The following is a 16799-nucleotide window of genomic DNA, read 5'->3' as shown; positions in this document are numbered from 1 at the left end:
GACGTTTTTCGCGAGCGAGCTCGCTCCTACAGTGAGTGATCAGCGCGGCGGGTAGTTGGAGAGGATCTTGGTCACGGTGCTGCGGATGGCCTTGTTGCGGTCCTCGGGGTTCGGCGTGCTGGCCATCATTTGCTCGTCGCTGCCGCGCCACACCAGCTTGCCGTCCTTGCCGTCGAGCAGGTCGATCTGGAGGGTCGCCACTTTGTAGGTGATGTTGCGCGTTTCGTTGTACATCGGCGCGCCCCAGTACCCATTCCACGGGCCGCCCCAGGCACCGCCATAGTTGGTGGTGACTTGCTGCTGGCGGTCTTCGACGATCAGGTAGGCCTGTACATTCAGGTCAGCCTTGGTGCCCGCCGCCGCAGGACGCAAACCGCGCTGGTCCAGCTGTTCGCCCACGACCTGGCGGATGCGTTGCTCGGTGAGGTCGCTCTTGATTCGCGGGTCATCGGGGCGATACTGCAACGCCGGGTCTTTCCAGGCCCAATTGCGGTAGGCGCCGAAGTCTCGGCTGGCGTCGAAATCGTGGTTGACCTGGTTGCTCTGGCAACCGCCCAGCAACATGACAACAGCAAGTGCAGCGATGCGACGAAGCATGGTGTTCTCCAAAAACAACGTGGGCCTGTAATGAGAATAGCTGCTAACTGGGCGGATAGGCAGCCATTGCCTTTTGCATCGCCTTACGCAAACTATCGGCGCGCTCGCTCAGGCTGCCCTGGCTGGTGGTTTCGGCGCTGGTGCTCCACACCGGCTGGCGGGTGCGCGCATCGAACAGGCTGATACGCGCCACGGCCACGGTCACCTCATAGGTGCGCACCACCGGCACGCTGTTGTACATGCCGTAACCGTTGCCATAGCGGTTATAGCCGCCGTAGCCGTAACCATAATCGTCCTGGACCTGGCGCAGGCGTTTTTCCAGGCGTACATCGGCACTCACCAGCAAGTCGGGCGCACGCTTGTCATGCAAGGGGCGCAAGCCACGCTGGTCGAGGGCGCCGCTGACCGCCTCGGCAATCTGCGCCGAATCGGCCCAGGCCGTGCCCGCCGGCAACTGGCCGTTGAGCCAGCCCCAGCTGCGGTAGGCGCCATAGTCGCGCACCGGCGCGGGGTAGGCGCTGGCATCAAAGGTAGTGGCCGCCTGGGCGGGCGCCGGCGGCATCGGTGCCGAACTGGCGACGTAAGGATTGGGGCTCGAGCACGCCCCAAGCGCTAAAGACAACAGGATTAAACCGAGACGACGCATGTCGACCTCCCACGCTGGGCCGCTTAAACCGGGCGGCAGATCCAGTGCAAATATCGCCCAAGCCCGGCAAAGCTTGGGTGACGACGGTGAGCGAGCTCCATCTCCAACAAGTCCTGCAGGTTGGCGCGCGCCTGGAATTCCACCGGCATATAGTCGTGGAACACCCGCACGCCACTTTGGCTTTCGACCTGCCACAACCCTTCAAGTTGCGCCGCCAACTCCCGTGGGTCCAGGGGTTGTTGCGGCGTCAGGCTCTGCTTTTCGCCGGCCATGTCGTTCTTGCGCATTTTGCGGAAGTGGCCTTTGAGCAGGTTGCGGTAGATCAACGCATCACGGTTGTAGAACGCCAGGGACAACCAGCCACCCGGCAGCGTCAGTTGGTGCAGCACCGGTAGGATGGCGTGGGGCTCGGCCAACCACTCCAGCACGGCGTGGCACAGCACCAGATCGTAAGGCTCGGTGAGCTGGCCGAGCAAGTCCTGCCACGGTGCATGAATAAAGGTCGCGCTTTGGCCCGCGTCAGCGAAGCGCTGGCGCGCACCCTCAAGCATCGGCGCGGCGGGTTCGGCCAGGGTCACCTCGTGGCCCTGCTCGGCCAGCCACAGCGACATATGCCCCAGGCCGGCGCCGATATCCAGCACGCGCAGAGGCCGCTGCGGCAAGGCTTCCACCAGATCGGCCTGGAGCACCGCCAGGCGAATCGCGCCCTTGGCACCGCCGTAGATCTTTTCGGCAAAGCGCGTGGCCAACTGGTCGAAATGACGATCACTCATGGGCAAACCGCCGTTCGCTGTCGGCCAGCTTGGCGCGTACCACCTCGTTCATATCCAGGCCCAGTTCACTGCACAGCAACAGCAGGTACAAGACGATATCGCCGACCTCCTGGCCCGCATGCGCGAGTTTATCGGCGGGCAGTTGGCGGGATTGGTCTTCGGTGAGCCATTGGAAGATTTCCACCAGTTCGGCCATTTCCACGCTGGCGGCCATGGCCAGGTTTTTCGGGCTGTGGAACTGCTTCCAGTCGTTGGTATCGCGGATGCGGTGCAGGCGTTCGGTGAGGTGTTCGAGGTTCATGCGGGGGCTCCTGAATGGGTATAGCTTACCCCATGATGGGACGCGGAGCGTCCCAGGCGGCGTTCCCACGCAGAGCGTGGGAACGATCAGTCGATAACGCTGAACTCGAGCCTGGCGGTTTGACCGGCTTCATCCAATACGCTGAGCTGATAGCGGCCCAGCCGTTCAAAACTGGCATTGATGCTGTCCTGGTTCGCGCTGTCGCCCAACGGCGCACCATTGAGAAACCACCAACGCCGGCCACTGCCGCCCAACGCCGAGATTTTCAGGCGCAAGGCTTGTTGACTGGCAGCGGGCAGGCGCAGTTGGTCGCCTTCGCGCACTCCCACAATGGACAATGGCGACGCCGCAGCCAGCGCCGGTGGTGGGCAATCCGGGTCAGCCGCCGGGATGCGTGCTTCACGGCGTTCAATTCTTGGCAACCAGGGCTCCAACGGCGCCGGCCACAGGGCGATGTTTTGCGGGGTTGCGCCAGGGCAACGGGCATCGACCCGCAAGCCTTTGGCGTTGACCCAGATGCTTTCCATCAAGCCCACGCTCAAGGGTTGATCCAATGCCTGCAAGGTCGGCGGCGTGGTGTTGTCCAGGGTCCAAGCAAAACGCTGGCGGCGGCAATTGGGATCGCTGCGGCTCATGGGCTGGCCCAGCGGCCAACAGATCGCTGCCACGCCGATATTGGCCGGCACCGGTTTGACCGGCGCACTGATGCCGCGCTGGCTGTCGCGGTTGGTCAGTACGTCATGCACCTGCAACATCAGCGGCGCTGCCGACGCCAGGCCGAATTGCCCCGGTACCGGCGTGCCATCGGGCCGGCCGATCCAGACGCCGATCAGATAACGCGGGCCCACGCCAATCGCCCAGGCATCACGAAAGCCATAGCTGGTACCGGTTTTCCACGCCAGCACCGGGCGTTGGACCAACTCGGCGCGCGGGTCGCGATCGGGGCGCGCCTGGCCGCTGAGGATGCGCCGCACAATCCATGCGGCGCCGGGCGACAGCAACGGCCGCTCCCTGAGCGTATCGTCCGGCTGTAACCGCAGGGTGGCGCTCTTGCCATCGCGGGCCAGGGCGCTGTAGCCGCTCACCAGATCTTCCAGGCGACTGCCCGCGCCGCCGAGGATCAGCGCCAGGTTCGGCTCGGCCAACGCCGGCAACGCCAACGGCATGCCACCGATGCGCATCTGTGCGGCAAAGCGCTTGGGCCCGTAGGCTTCCAGCAGTTGCACCGCCGGCAGATTCAACGAGCTGGACAACGCCGTGCTCGCCGGCACCGCCCCGGTAAAGCCCATGGAAAAGTTGCCTGGGCGGTAATCGCCATAGCGTCGAGGCACGTCCTGCAGCAGGGATTCGGAGTGAATCAGGCCGTCATCCAACGCCATGCCGTAGAGAAAAGGTTTCAGGGTGGAACCGGGCGAACGCAGCGCGCTGATCATGTCCACATGGCCAAAGCGCTTGGTGTCGTTGATATCCACCGACCCCAGGTAGGCGCGCACCGCCATGCTTTCTTCTTCCACCACCAGAATGGCCGCCGACGTGTGTTCCGGCAGGCGTGCGCGCCAGCCCAGCAGCAGGTCTTCGAGACGGCGTTGCAGGGTGGCATCCAGGGTGGTGCGAATCAGTGGCGGACTGTCGGGGCGGTTCAGGCGGCGCGCCAGCAAGGGCGCCAGGCTCGGCTCCAGGCGTGGGGCGAGCAACAGGGGTTCTTCCAGGGCTTCATCGACCGCCGATTGCGGCCACACCTTAAACTCGGCCAGGCGGCGCAGCACTTTGTCGCGGGCCTCTTGGGCGCGTTGCGGATGACGGTCCGGGCGCAAACGGCTCGGCGCCTGGGGCAACACCGCGAGCAACGCGGCTTCGGCGTGGGTCAGCTGTGACGGTGACTTGCCCAGGTAGGCCCAACTCGCCGCCGCCACGCCCTGCAGCGTGCCGCCGAAAGGCGCGCGGTTCAGGTACAGGTTGAGGATTTCGTCCTTGGACAGGTGCCACTCCAACTGCGCGGTACGCCACAGTTGGCGCAACTTGCCGTGCAGGGTGCGTGAGTGCGGGTCGAGCAGGCGCGCCACTTGCATCGACAAGGTGCTGCCGCCGGAGACCACCCGCGCACCGCTCAGGTTTTGCCAGGTCGCCCGCACCAGCGCCAACGGGTTTACGCCGGGGTGCTGGTAGAACCAACGGTCTTCATAGGTGAGCAGCGCGTCGAGGTAATACGGTGAGACATCACTGGTGTGTACCGGGTAGCGCCATACGCCATTGGCATCGGCAAATCGCCACAGGGGTGTGCCATCTTCGGCCAGCACCACTCGGGCCAGATCGTCCTGGGGCAGAGGTAAGGGCCAGATGCGATCGGCCAGCCATAGCAGGGCAACCACCAACACCACACCACCCAAAGCCCAGCGCAATAACTGTGGGAGCTGGCTTGCCTGCGATAGCGCAGGATCAGTCAACTTATCCACAACTGCCCCACCGCTATCGCAGGCAAGCCAGCTCCCACATTGAACTGAGTACATCCGCAGGTGATTAAACTAAAACTCAAACGGGCAAACCTCTATGCTTGCAGGGAACTCGCCTGCGTTATCGACAACCAAAGGCACAGTTACGCCCACCTTCTTATCAGGACACGCACATGCAGGTAGAAAGCTTTTTCGAATGGTTGGGCCAGGCGCTCGGTTCCGTCATCCGCTTTATCGTCGACGGGCTCAGCGGTTTGTTCGGGGCCTTGACCCACGCCGGCGGCAACTTTATCGATGGCCTGTCACGCACCTTGGGCATGGACACCTCGATCATCAGCATCATCACCCTGATCGTCGGCCTGTTGTTCCTCTACTCGGCGGTACGCGCCTTTATGCGGGCCTCGATTATCGTGGGCATCATCTGGCTGATGCTGGGGCTGTGGTTGCTGAGTTGGGTCGTGCACTGACATTACAACCACTCGATTCCCCTCCTGTAGGAGCGAGCTTGCTCGCGAAAAACTCACAGACGCCGCGTTGATTCAGGAAGCACGCGTTATCGTTGACGTTTTTCGCGAGCAAGCTCGCTCCTACAGTGGCTTTCAGCGGCCCTTGATCACCATATCCACTGGCGTCTCACCCACTGCCTGCCAGTTCGGCCGATACATCGACTCCACCTGCGGCGGCGGCACGCGGTAGGTTCCCGGGGTCACCGCGCGCGCCAGGTACAGCAAGTGCGTGGTGCCATAGCCATCCAGATTCATCGCCGCCACATAGCGGTCGTCCCTGAATTCCTGATGCTTGAGCGAGGCATTCTGCATCGACTCACGCCATTCCTTCACTTGGCTGCTGGCGTTCTCAAGGCTCGCCGCGCTTTGGGCCAGGTTCTGGTTTTCCAGCTCCAGGCCGGCAGGCAACAGGTCGACCACCAGAGCATCCGGTACGCGTTGCTTGGCGCTGACCGCCAAGTGCACCAGCACCAGATCACCGCTGTTGAGGTTACGCAGGTTCAACGGCTGGCCGTTCATGCCCAGGTATTCGCGGCGGATACTCAGGTTGTTGCCACCGGCCGCTGGCGGCACCTGTGGATAACCCGAAACCGTCAATTGTTGGTACACCGGCGCTTCACCCTGATTGCTCAAGGCCAGGTCGCTGGAGAGCAGTGCGCCGTCCAATTGCAACGTCGATTGCTGGTTGTTCAACTCACGCACACCGCCGCTGCCGGTGAGCGACACTTGCCAGTTCGTTTCCGGCTTGGCGAACCCGAGGCGCCCGGCCAGGAACAGCGAATTACGCTCCTGGGTCGACAGGTACGGGCTGGCCGCCAACTGATCCGACAGGGTGAACAACCGCTCCTCGCGCTGACCCTTGGCCAAGTCGTTCTCCTCCAGCAACGCCAGGATCATCGCCTGGTCGCGCAACGGGCTACCGTAGTCGGCCAGCCACTCATTAGCATTGCGCTGCGCCGCCAAGCCGGCCAACAACGCCTGATCCGCACGCGGCTGGTCACCCATTTTCTGCAGCGCAATGGCCAACTGCACCAGCGGCAAGCCGGAGCGTGCGTCGCTGCGCCGTTCGAACAGGCTGCGCAACGCACCCAACGGCGCCTGCTGACTGCGCGCCAACACCATGCCGGCATAGGCCTGCACGGCAAACCGGGTGTGTTCGGCGTTTTCGCTGTACTCCACCTCGATCAGGTTACGTTCCTGCACATACCGCAACAGGCGCTCGCTGGCCTTCTTCAAGGCTTCAGGCGGTACGGCAAAACCCTGGTCGCGGGCGCGCAGCAAGAAGTCGGTGACATAGGCGGTCAGCCAATATTCTTCCTCGCCATCGGCGCCCCACAAACCGAAGCTGCCGTTGTAGCGCTGCATGCCCAGCAGGCGCTCGATGCCCAATTCGATCTTGCGCTTACGCTCGGCATCCGGCTCGCCCTTGATGCTCAGGCGCTTGAGCAGCGCGTCGTCGGCGTACAGCGAGGGGTACAAGCCACTGGCGGTTTGCTCCAGGCAACCGTAGGGGTAAGCCTTGAGTGCACTGATCTGCGCGCCAAGGTTCAACGGCGGCCGGCTCGACAGGCTCAACAACGCCTCGCGCCCCGACGCATCGAATTGATCCAGTGCGCCCGATGGCAAGCTCCACGGCTGGTCCTTGAGCACTGCGCGGTAATGCTTGAGCAAGGCCGGGTACGCCGGGCGTACGCCCAGGGTCCATTCGCGGCTGAACGGCGGCAGGTTTTCACCCGGCAGGTCCAGGCCGTTGACGGTGACCGTGACCTTGCCCTGGCCGAGCCCGCCCCAGGCTTGTACCGGAATACGCAAGGTGGTGCGCTGGCCTTGCTTGAGCTCAACCGATTGCGCGCCGCTGTTGACCAACTGCAACTGACCTTGTGCGGTCAACTGCACATCGAGTTTCTGGGCCTTGCCCGACAGGTTGGAGAGGTCCAGGGCCAAGGTGGTCTGGTCGCCTCCTGCCAGGAAGCGCGGTGCTGACAACTCGGCAATCAGCGGGGCGGCGATCACCGTCTTGCCTTCGGCCATGCCGTAGCGATCCTCGCTCCAGGCTTGGGCCATCAGGCGCAGTTCGCCATTGAAGTCGGGGATATTGACGCTGACTTCACCCTCGCCTTTCTCGTTCAAGGTCACCGGGGCGCTTTGCAGGGCGACGATGGTCACGCTGGTGTCCGGGCGCTTGCCGCCTTTGGCCAACGCCGCGTCACCCCCAAATGCCAGGCTGGCCAGGCGCCCCTGGCCGGCTTCAATCAACTGGCCGTAGATGTCGAATTGGTCGACGCCATAGGCTTTGCGGCCAAACAGGCTGGCGTACGGATCAGGCGTTGGGTATTCGGTGATATTGAGGATGCCCACGTCCACCGCCGCCAGCAGTACGTGCACCTGTTGGGGCACGCTGCCATCGGCGTTCTTGGCGGCGATCTTCACCGTCAGCGGTTGTTTGGGACGCATTTTTTCTGGCGCGGTGAGGGTCAGGCCGAGTTTGCGCTGGGTGCGATCCAGCGGCAGATGCAGCAAGCCCACGGCGCGTTTAGGCGTGATATTGGCTTTGCGCTCGCCAGGACGAATGACCAGGGCGCTCACATACAGATCGTGGCGCGACCATTTCGGGTCGAGTTTCACCGCAAAGCTCTTGCCTTCGGCCGGCACGTCGATTTCCTGCCACCACAGCGGCCCTTCGGCAGACTCCACCAACAGGTAGCCTTTACCGGCCGCCGGGGGCGTGACGGTGACGTTGGCGGTGTCGCCATCGCCATAGGCGGGTTTGTCCAACGCCAGCTTGACCTGGTCGGGGCGCACGGCGCCGCCTTCGGTGTTGTCCTGGGCCTGGTAGCCGGCCCAGAAGCGCAGGCTGCTGACCAGCCCGGTCTGCGGGTCTTCAACCTCCACACGGTAAGGGCCCCACTCCACCTGGAAGCTGACCTTGGCGGTGTCGCCCGCCTTGATGTTCAGGCTCTGCTCATCGAGGTTGAGGAATTTCTCGTTGAAGTGGTAGCTCCAGCCGTCATTCTCCGAGTAGTTCCAGTAGTAGTCGCGACGCTCGCGCACCAGGCGCACCTTGAGGTCTTGGGCGGCCAGCTTCTGACCGTCCTGGTTGGCCACCAGCACTTCGAACTCCACCGGGCCATCGCCGTTGGTTTCCTTGCCGTCAAACAGGCCACGCAGGCCCGGCAGTTGCTCGGCCGGCCAGATCGGCTGCACCAGACGCCGGGTGATCGGCCGCCCCCCGGACTCTTGCAGGCTGGCTTGCACGATCAGTTGCAACGGTGACTTGGCCTCGGCCCACTTGCTTTCCAGGGTCAGCGCTTGCTCGCCGTTAGCGTCGAGTACGCTTTCGTCCAGTTCGAAATCCTGGCTCAGCTCTTCTTCGGTGACGGAACCGAACTGGTAGCCCGGCAGGGATTTGACCGCCTCACGCAGTGGGCGCACGTACACCTGGCCACTGACGCGGTTACCGGATGCGGGCGCGCCGTAGAGGTAACGACCATTGACCTGGATGACCGGGTTTTCCTCCGGGCTCAGCGCCGTGTCACTGCCCTTGAGTTCCAGCGCCAGGCGCTCGGGCAGGAAGTCTTCGACGAGGAATTCATAGAGTTGCGGCTTGCCGTCGCCGAGATCGAACACCAACTGCCAACGCCCGGTCGGCGCTTCGCCAGCCAGCTGCAACGGGTATTGATACAGGCCGGACGCGTCGGCCTCCCACACGAACTTGCGACTCACCTGCTCATCCGGGCGCCGCACTTCGACGCTGACCGGTTGCGGCTTCACCGCCTTGCCATCCTTGTCACGCAACAGCGCGTTGAGCAGCACGGTTTCGCCAGGGCGATACAGGTCACGCGGGCCGAACACAAAGAACTGCAACGGGTGGGACGGTTGCCCGCCGATATCGAACTCGGCCAGGTCCAGCGCGGCGCTGTCCAGGCGCAGCAGGCTGGTTTGCTCGCCCTGCTTGGCCAGTAACACCTGGGCTTTTTTCGGCAGCGGCAACTCGGCGTGGCCACCGTCCTCGGTCTTACCCTGGCCGAGCACGCGGCCTTCGGCATCGAGGATTTCCAGTTCGACGCCGTTGAGTGCCTTGCCGCCTTCCAGCGCCTGGGTAAACACATCCAGGCGATTGGCATAGCGGTGCACCGACAGGCCGATATCGCTCAAGGTGAACAGGGTGGCCGGTTGCGAATAGTTGTAGGTGCCTGAAGCGCGCATCACCGCCAGGTACACGCCGGGTTGTTGCAGTTGTTTGAGGCCAGCAATCGGCAGCAACAGGGTTTCGCGGGTATTGCGCGCCGGGTTCAGGTCGAAACGCCCGCCGTAGACCAGCTCGGCCATCGGCAGCAGTTCACGGGACTCATAGCTTTGCAGGCTGGTATTGCGCCCCCACTGCGCCAGGAACGACGGCAGGGATTCGGGTTTGATCCGGAAGAATTCCACGTCGATCTTGTCGACATTCAACGCGATCACCGGCAGGCCCTCGGCCAGGCGCGTCGGCAACAACGTGCCACGGCTGGCGAAGCCAACGGTGGCTTGCAGGTCGCGGGTTTCCAGGCGGGCGCTGTATTCGGCGGCGAGGCTGTTGCCGTTGACCGCCTTCACCCCGGCGTCCACGGTCAGCACCAGCTTGCGCTGCGGCTCAAGGTGGCGCAGGCGCAGTTCCATCAGGTTATCGGACAGTTCCCAGGCGCCATCGACCTTGCCGGACGTGCTGTCTACCAAGTGCAGCTTGTCGGCGAATTTCTGATCGGGGTCCAAGGGGATGGAAAAACTCACCGACAAGGTGCTGGCCCCGTCCAACTGCACCTCGGACACGTCCACCACGCTCAGCTCGCGCCCGGCATAACGCTGCTTGAGCGCCGCCACATCTACCGCGGCTTTCACCGGCTTCGGCGCTGCCGCCACGGTGGGCGCAGGCGGCGCAGCGGGTTTATCGGAAGAATCGCAAGCGCTCAGCAGGGCCAGCGCGCAGGCCAGGAACAGTCCTTTGTTAAGCATGGGGCACTCATAGTCAGAGGGAACCGAGGGGTGAACTATATATCAGCGCCGACCAAGCCGCTGCGGTGCCGGTCACATTGACCGACGGAGGGGCGGTTGGTTCTAGGTAGGCATGAAGCCGAGCCAAATCCCACAACCATTGGCGATCAAGATCAACATGTGGGAGCAACTGGCTTGTCTATCTACACAACTTTGCAGCCTGTAGCACCCGACGGTAACCACGATGCGAAGCGAGCCGCTCTTGATCTGCTCTTGATCTGCTTTTGATCTTGATCTTAAGCGCCCCGTCAAACCACGCTGGCCGGAATTCGACAGGGATTTGGGGGTAAACCGGCAGGGATGCCGGTTTAGCCGCCCCGCGCCATGGATGGCGCGTGGCGGCGGCCCCCCAAATCACTGGCGGATTACGGGCACACCGAGCCTAGGCGAGGTGCCGAGTGGTGGGGCAAGAGCCCTTTGGTTACTTTGGGGCTCTTTTCCAAAGTGACCCGCCGTCAGGCGGAACCCTAAGTAGCCGTTACCGCAGCAATGGATATATACCCAATCCAACTGTGTCGCCTGCCAGGCCGCCTTCGCGAGCAAGCCCGCTCCCACAGTTGGATCGTTGGGGTGTCAGGTAGATAGGTATCGGCTGGGAGGCCGCCATCGCAGGCAAGCCAGCTCCCACATTGGCCGGTTACAATGCCGCTCCCCCGAAGGAGACTGCATGTCCACCTTATTGACCGACTGGCGCCACCGCCCCACCCACCGCCGCGTCTGGGCCCTGGCCGCGCCGATGATCCTGTCGAATATCTCCGTGCCCTTGGTCGCCCTCGTAGACAGCATGGTCATCGGCCACCTGCCCCACGCCCACCAACTGGGCGCCGTGGCTGTCGGTGCCAGCCTGTATACCTTCCTCGCCTGGGCCATGGGCTTCCTGCGCATGGGCTCCACCGGGTTCGCCGCCCAAGCCGCCGGGCGCAACGATGGGGCGGCGTTGCGGCAGATCCTGTTGCAAGGCTTGTTGCTGGCGCTGGGCCTGGCAATGCTGCTGGGCACGGTGGGTATTCCCCTGAGCCACCTGGCCTTGGAATGGATGCAGCCCTCGCCCGAACTGAACCAACTGACCCGCGAGTTTTTCCACACCCGCCTGTTCGGCCTGCCCGCCGCCCTCGCCAGCTATGCACTGGTCGGCTGGTTCCTCGGCACCCAGAACGCGCGGGCGCCGTTGGCGATTTTGCTGACCACCAACCTGGTGAACATCGCGCTTAACCTGTGGTTTGTACTCGGCCTGGACTGGGGCGTGGTCGGCTCCGCCCGCGCCTCGGTAATCGCCGAGTGGACCGGCGCCCTGCTCGGCCTGGCGCTCACGCAAAAAGCCCTGCGTGCCTATCCTGGGCATATCGCTTGGGCCGCCTTGAAACTGTGGCAAAGCTGGCGCCCATTGCTGGCGGTCAACCGCGACATCTTCATCCGCAGCCTGGCGCTGCAGTCGGTGTTCTTCATGATCACGGTACAAGGCGCACGGTTGGGCGATGCCACGGTGGCCGCCAATGCGCTGCTGCTTAACGGCCTGTTACTGACGGCTCATGCACTGGATGGCTTGGCCCATGCGGTCGAAGCCCTCTGCGGCCACGCCATCGGCGCCCGTGACCGGCAAGCGTTACGGCGGTCATTGGTGGTGGCCTGCGGTTGGTCACTGATCGCCAGCGTCGGCTTCGCCCTGCTGTTCACCTTCGCTGGCCATCTGTTTATCGCCATGCAAACCGATATTCCCAGCGTGCGCGAAACCGCCGACATCTACCTGCCTTACCTCGCGGTATTGCCGTTGATTGCAGTGTGGAGTTATCTACTTGATGGCTTGTTTATCGGCGCAACGCGCGCGCGGGAGATGCGCAATGGAATGTTGCTGACGGTGCTGCTGGTACTGCCGGTTGCCTGGGCCTTGCAGGGGCTGGGCAACCACGGGTTGTGGATCACCTTCCTGCTGTTCATGGCGGTGCGCAGCCTGACGCTGTGGGCGATAGCCTGGCGCCTGAATCGGCAAGGACAGTGGCTGGGAACAACCTGAAGGAACGCAGACCCAATGTGGGAGCTGGCTTGCCTGCGATGGCGGTGTGTCAGCCCCTTAACTGTTGCCTGACACTCCGCCATCGCGGGCAAGCCCGCTCCCACATTTTTATTACGAGGACAGGTACGAAGAACGCGTCAGGCCAAGACGTAACGCATCCAGGAACTGGGTACGCTCGGACGCCGAGATCTTCGCGCTCGCACACTTGTCACGGTAATGCGTCATCAACTCCTCCGGCGACAAGTGCACATAGCGCAGCATGTCTTCGATGGTGTCGTGGGTCTCGATCCCGGCGCTATACACCGAGCCGTCTTCACGCTGGTAGATGTTCACCGAGTCGGTATCACCGAACAGGTTGTGCATGTCGCCCAGGATTTCCTGATAGGCGCCGACCAGGAAGATACCCAGCAGGTAGTCTTCGCCTTCGTTCAAGCCGTGAACCGGCAGGCTGGTCTCGATGCTCTGCTCGTCGACGTATTGCTTGATCTTGCCGTCGGAGTCGCAGGTCAGGTCTTGCAGCACGGCGCGGCGCAGCGGCTCTTCGTCGAGGCGGTGCAGCGGCAGGATCGGCAGGACCTGGCCGATAGCCCAGGTGTCCGGCAAGCTCTGGAATACCGAGAAGTTGCAGATGTACTTGTCGGCCAGCTTGTCGTTGAGTTCGTCCAGCACCTGGCGGTGCGAGCGCTGGCGGGCTTTCAGCGAGTTGTGCAGGCGACGGCACACCGCGAAGTAGCACTGTTCGGCCAGGGCTTTTTCCGCCAGGGTCAGCTTGCCATCGGCGTACTGGGCCGCCACGTCGCTCATGTAGTGGGTGGCGCGCCAGTAGGTTTCGGTGACCATCTCGATGTCGGTCGGGCCCAGCAGGTCCACCAGCCATTGCACGGTTTCGGGCAGGCTTTCCTTGTTTTCGATGGTCGGGATTTCGTCGTTGTGCTTCTCGACGTCCGTCACCTGCACCACCAGCATGGCGTGGTGAGCGGTCAGGGAACGGCCGCTTTCGGAGAAGATGTTCGGGTGCGGCAGGCTCTGCGCGTCGCAGAATTCCTTGAGCATGCCCACCACCACGCCGGCGTAGTCGTCCATGTCGTAGTTGATCGAACTGGCGTTGCGCGAGTGGGTACCGTCGTAGTCCACGCCCAGGCCACCGCCGACGTCGATGTGGTCCACCGGCAGGCCGAGGTTGCGCAGTTCGCCGTAGTAACGAATGGCTTCCTTGAACCCGTGCTGGTAGTCAGCCAGGTTGGCGATCTGCGAGCCCATATGGAAGTGCAGCAAGCGGATGCCCTGGTCCAGGCCGGCCGCGCGGAAGCGCTCGACCACCGACAGCAGCTGCGCCGCCGACAGACCGAATTTGGATTTTTCGCCACCGGTGTCGGCCCACTTGCTTGATGCCAGGGACGACAGGCGCACACGCAGGCCCACCTGTGGCTTGACCTTGAGGCTCGCCGCCTCTTCGATCACCAGCCCTACCTCGGACTCTTTCTCGATCACGATGAACACGTTGTGGCCGAGCTTCTGGCCCATCAGCGCCAGGCGGATGAACTCACGGTCTTTGTAACCGTTGCAGACGATGGTGCCGCCCTTCGGCGCCAGGGCCAGCACGGCCAGCAGCTCAGGCTTGGAGCCGGCTTCCAGGCCGATGGAGACGTTCTGGGTAGCAATGATGTTCTCGATCACTGCTTCCTGCTGGTTCACCTTGATCGGGTACAGCGCGGTGTACTTGCTCTGGTATTCCAGGCGCTCGATGTTGGCATCGAAGGCACCGGTCAATTGGCGCACGCGGTCTTGCAGGATATCGGGGAAGCGCACCAGCAGCGGCAACGACAGGCCGCTTTTGCGCAGCTCATCGACTTGCTCGTACAGGTCGACGGGCGTGCTGTTCGGGCCGTTCGGACGGACTTCTACGCGACCGGCTTCATTGATCGCGAAATACCCGGCCCCCCAATGGCGAATCCCGTAAACACTGCGGCTGTCCGCAACTGTCCATTGGCTGCCATCGTCTTTGCGTGTGCGTCGTACGGACATCGAAGTCCCCTATAAATGAAGGCGAAGGCGCCACCTCTCGTTCGAGGCTGGCGCAGTCTAAAGAATGAAAATGACGATTTGCCTGCAAGGGAAGTAGACCCCATTGGCAGGACAGAGTTTAGCCACAGGTTTGGAAGAGGCTTTCAGCCGCCGGACTTCTTGGCCTTGTACCCGAGCTTGATCAGCTCGGCCAACAGCAACTCGACGTGATCGCCCTGGATCTCGATGACACCGTCTTTCAACGCGCCACCGGTGCCACAGCGCTTTTTCAGCGAGGTGGACAATTCCTTCAGGGCGTCTTCAGCCAGGGGCACGCCGGTGATGGTAGTCACCGTCTTGCCGCCACGGCCTTTGCTCTCGCGACGCACGCGGGCAATACCGTCGCCTTCGGGGATCAGGGTCTGTTTGCAGGTGCACGAATCCACGGGCTGACGACAGTCCGGGCAGTGTCGACCTGCGTCGGTGGAAAATACCAGGCCACCAAGGGCGGCGAAGGATGCGGCTTTTTTGGCCACCGGCAATCCTCTTGGGAGGATGAAGACTGATCGGTGCCGCACAAGGCAGTAACCGACCGCGAAGCCCCACTCAGGCAGGGGCAGCGCTACCGAACCGTCAAGGCCACCACCACTGTAGGAGCGAGCTTGCTCGCGAAGGTCGTCAACGATAACGCGGGCATTCAGGCAGCACGCGGTGTCTTGGCGTTTTTCGCGAGCAAGCTCGCTCCTACAGGGTGAAACAATAGCGGTTCGGGTGAAAAGGCGCGCAGTGTAACGGCAAAAAGCCAAGTTGCTAAGAGCCAAATGGCGCCAATTTATACAACTTTAGCGACGCGAGGCCAGATAGCGCCGCAAGCCCTCTTGGGCGTCCGGGCAATAAGACTTTTGCTCGGCCTCTGCAAGCACCGTTTCAATGGGTAGAAAACGCGCCTCCATGACCTCTTCAGGCTGCAAGCACAGCGGGCCGTCCCAGACGGCAGAGTAGGAAGTACACCAAAGACGGCTGTCGCCATCTTCAAAGTAAAAATGATCGTGCTCGACCAGCTCCACGCCACTCACGCCCAGCTCTTCGGCCAATTCCCGCTGTGCCGACAGGGCATAGCTTTCTCCCGCCGCCACCATCCCGCCCGCCGCCGTATCCCAGAACCCCGGATACAGGGCTTTACTCAGCGTGCGCCGGTGCACACACAGCTCGCCTTTGGAATTGAACAGGAAGATAAAAGTGCAACGGCCAATCAAGCCGCGCTGGCGCAGGTCAGACCTGACCAGGTGGCCGAGCAGGTGGTCCTGCTCGTCGACCCAGCAGATCAGTTCAGCATCGGAAGCCGCTCGGTGTGCGGCCTCCTTTTGAGTAGCGTCCATCATCAACCCTGGTTGAGGAGCTGACGCAAGTCGATCACTGCAGCGTTTGCCCGGGAAATGTAGTTGGCCATCACCAGCGAATGGTTCGCCAGTACACCGAAGCCACTGCCGTTAAGAATCATAGGACTCCATACCGGTTCCTGCGAGGCCTCCAGCTCACGAATGATCTGGCGCACGCTGACGGTGGCGTTTTTCTTGGCCAGTACGTCGGCAAAGTCGACCTCGATGGCACGCAACAGATGGGACAGGGCCCACGCCTGGCCGCGCGCTTCGTAGAACACGTTGTCGATCTGCATCCATGGGGTTTCCACCACTTCTTCATCGACCTGGGGCACTTCACCCGGCGCCAGCGCCTCGGTTTTCAGCGCCGTGTTCAACTTGACCCGGCCCACACTGGCCGACAGGCGCTGGGACAACGAGCCCAAACGGGTGGCCACATCGCCCAGCCAGTTGTTGAGGTTGTCGGCACGCGCATAAAACAGCGCGCCGCGCTGGTTCGGGTCAGACAGGCGCGCTTCGTAGCGGCTCAGGGAATTGATGCCTTCCTGATATTCCGACTCACTGGAAGGCAGCACCCAGCTCTTGTTATCGAAGTTGAAGCGCGGCTCAGCCTTGGCCAGGTCCGCGTCTTCAGCCGACTGCGACTGGGAGCGGGCAAAGTCTTTACGCAGGGCACGGGTGAGGTCACGCACCTGCACCAGCACGCCATATTCCCAGCTTGGCATGTTGTCCATCCACAAGCCCGGCGGGAAACGGTCGTTGGAAATATAACCGCCCGGTTTGTTCAGCAAGGTGCCGACCACGGTCTTGAGGGTCTCGACGGTGGTGTAGCCCACCACTATCTGCTTGCCTTCTTTCTCGGCGGCAAGCTGGGCGGTTTGCTGGACCGGAAACAGCGCCGGCTCCTGGCTCCAGTACCAACCCAGGCCACCGGTGACCAGCAGGTACAGGCCGATGATGCTGAGCAAAGCCCGGCTCATCAGCAGGTTGCGAAAATAGCTGCGGTTGGCCGACTTGGGCTCAGGGGCGGGGCCTTTGGCACTGCCTTCGCGGTTTTTCCAGTCCAGCATGGCGATATCCTTTCAATCACTTGAGTTCATGCAC

General features: G+C 62.6%; 12 protein-coding genes. 2 read left to right on the top strand and 10 right to left on the bottom strand.

The genetic code is table 11. From position 1 onward, the window contains the following. Positions 1-39 precede the first annotated feature (39 nt). From ACWHXD_RS03080 to pbpC, 5 genes are all read right to left on the bottom strand, one after another. Positions 40-597 (bottom strand): DUF4136 domain-containing protein, encoded by a 558-nt coding sequence (locus tag ACWHXD_RS03080; protein WP_138763444.1) that lies wholly within the window; start codon positions 595-597, stop codon positions 40-42. Between the two features lie 43 nt (positions 598-640). Continuing rightward, on the bottom strand, positions 641-1243 hold the full coding sequence (locus ACWHXD_RS03075; protein WP_078467818.1) for a DUF4136 domain-containing protein: 603 nt from the start codon (positions 1241-1243) through the stop codon (positions 641-643). A gap of 23 nt (positions 1244-1266) precedes the next feature. Continuing rightward, positions 1267-2016, bottom strand: coding sequence for a methyltransferase (locus ACWHXD_RS03070; protein WP_003188212.1), 750 nt, complete (start codon positions 2014-2016; stop codon positions 1267-1269). After that, positions 2009-2317 carry a MazG-like family protein gene (locus ACWHXD_RS03065; RefSeq protein ID WP_003188211.1) on the bottom strand — a complete coding sequence of 103 codons (309 nt, stop codon included), beginning with the start codon at positions 2315-2317 and terminating at the stop codon, positions 2009-2011. Before ACWHXD_RS03065 ends, ACWHXD_RS03070 begins: the two co-directional genes overlap by 8 nt. Positions 2318-2403: 86 nt before the next feature. After that, on the bottom strand, positions 2404-4716 hold the full coding sequence (gene pbpC / locus ACWHXD_RS03060) for a peptidoglycan glycosyltransferase PbpC (protein ID WP_138763455.1): 2313 nt from the start codon (positions 4714-4716) through the stop codon (positions 2404-2406). Positions 4717-4940: 224 nt separating this feature from the next. Here pbpC and ACWHXD_RS03055 point away from each other — a divergent pair, with 224 nt between their 5' ends. Further along, positions 4941-5234 carry a hypothetical protein gene (locus ACWHXD_RS03055; RefSeq protein WP_003188208.1) on the top strand — a complete coding sequence of 98 codons (294 nt, stop codon included), beginning with the start codon at positions 4941-4943 and terminating at the stop codon, positions 5232-5234. Between the two features lie 132 nt (positions 5235-5366). Here ACWHXD_RS03055 and ACWHXD_RS03050 read toward each other — a convergent pair whose 3' ends face one another. Further along, positions 5367-10262 carry an alpha-2-macroglobulin family protein gene (locus ACWHXD_RS03050; protein WP_138763445.1) on the bottom strand — a complete coding sequence of 1632 codons (4896 nt, stop codon included), beginning with the start codon at positions 10260-10262 and terminating at the stop codon, positions 5367-5369. 706 nt (positions 10263-10968) lie between these two features. Between ACWHXD_RS03050 and ACWHXD_RS03045 the strand changes: the two genes are divergently transcribed. Continuing rightward, on the top strand, positions 10969-12312 hold the full coding sequence (locus tag ACWHXD_RS03045) for an MATE family efflux transporter (protein ID WP_138763446.1): 1344 nt from the start codon (positions 10969-10971) through the stop codon (positions 12310-12312). A gap of 111 nt (positions 12313-12423) precedes the next feature. On the opposite strand, the gene speA is transcribed toward ACWHXD_RS03045, so the two are convergent. The 4 genes from speA to ACWHXD_RS03025 all read right to left on the bottom strand — a co-directional run bounded on the left by speA (position 12424) and on the right by ACWHXD_RS03025 (position 16765). After that, on the bottom strand, positions 12424-14337 hold the full coding sequence (speA, locus tag ACWHXD_RS03040; RefSeq protein WP_003188203.1) for an arginine decarboxylase: 1914 nt from the start codon (positions 14335-14337) through the stop codon (positions 12424-12426). A 143-nt stretch (positions 14338-14480) separates the two neighbouring features. After that, complete coding sequence (locus tag ACWHXD_RS03035; RefSeq protein ID WP_138763447.1) at positions 14481-14852, bottom strand: translation initiation factor Sui1; 372 nt, start codon at positions 14850-14852, stop codon at positions 14481-14483. 306 nt (positions 14853-15158) lie between these two features. Beyond that, positions 15159-15695, bottom strand: coding sequence for an NUDIX hydrolase (locus ACWHXD_RS03030; RefSeq protein WP_138763448.1), 537 nt, complete (start codon positions 15693-15695; stop codon positions 15159-15161). 2 nt (positions 15696-15697) lie between these two features. Next, complete coding sequence (locus ACWHXD_RS03025; protein WP_032893759.1) at positions 15698-16765, bottom strand: DUF2333 family protein; 1068 nt, start codon at positions 16763-16765, stop codon at positions 15698-15700. Positions 16766-16799 lie beyond the last annotated feature (34 nt).

Source organism: Pseudomonas fjordensis, assembly GCF_976987115.1.
The sequence above is the reverse complement of the archived record's forward strand: the minus strand, read 5'-3'. Positions and strand labels throughout refer to the sequence as shown.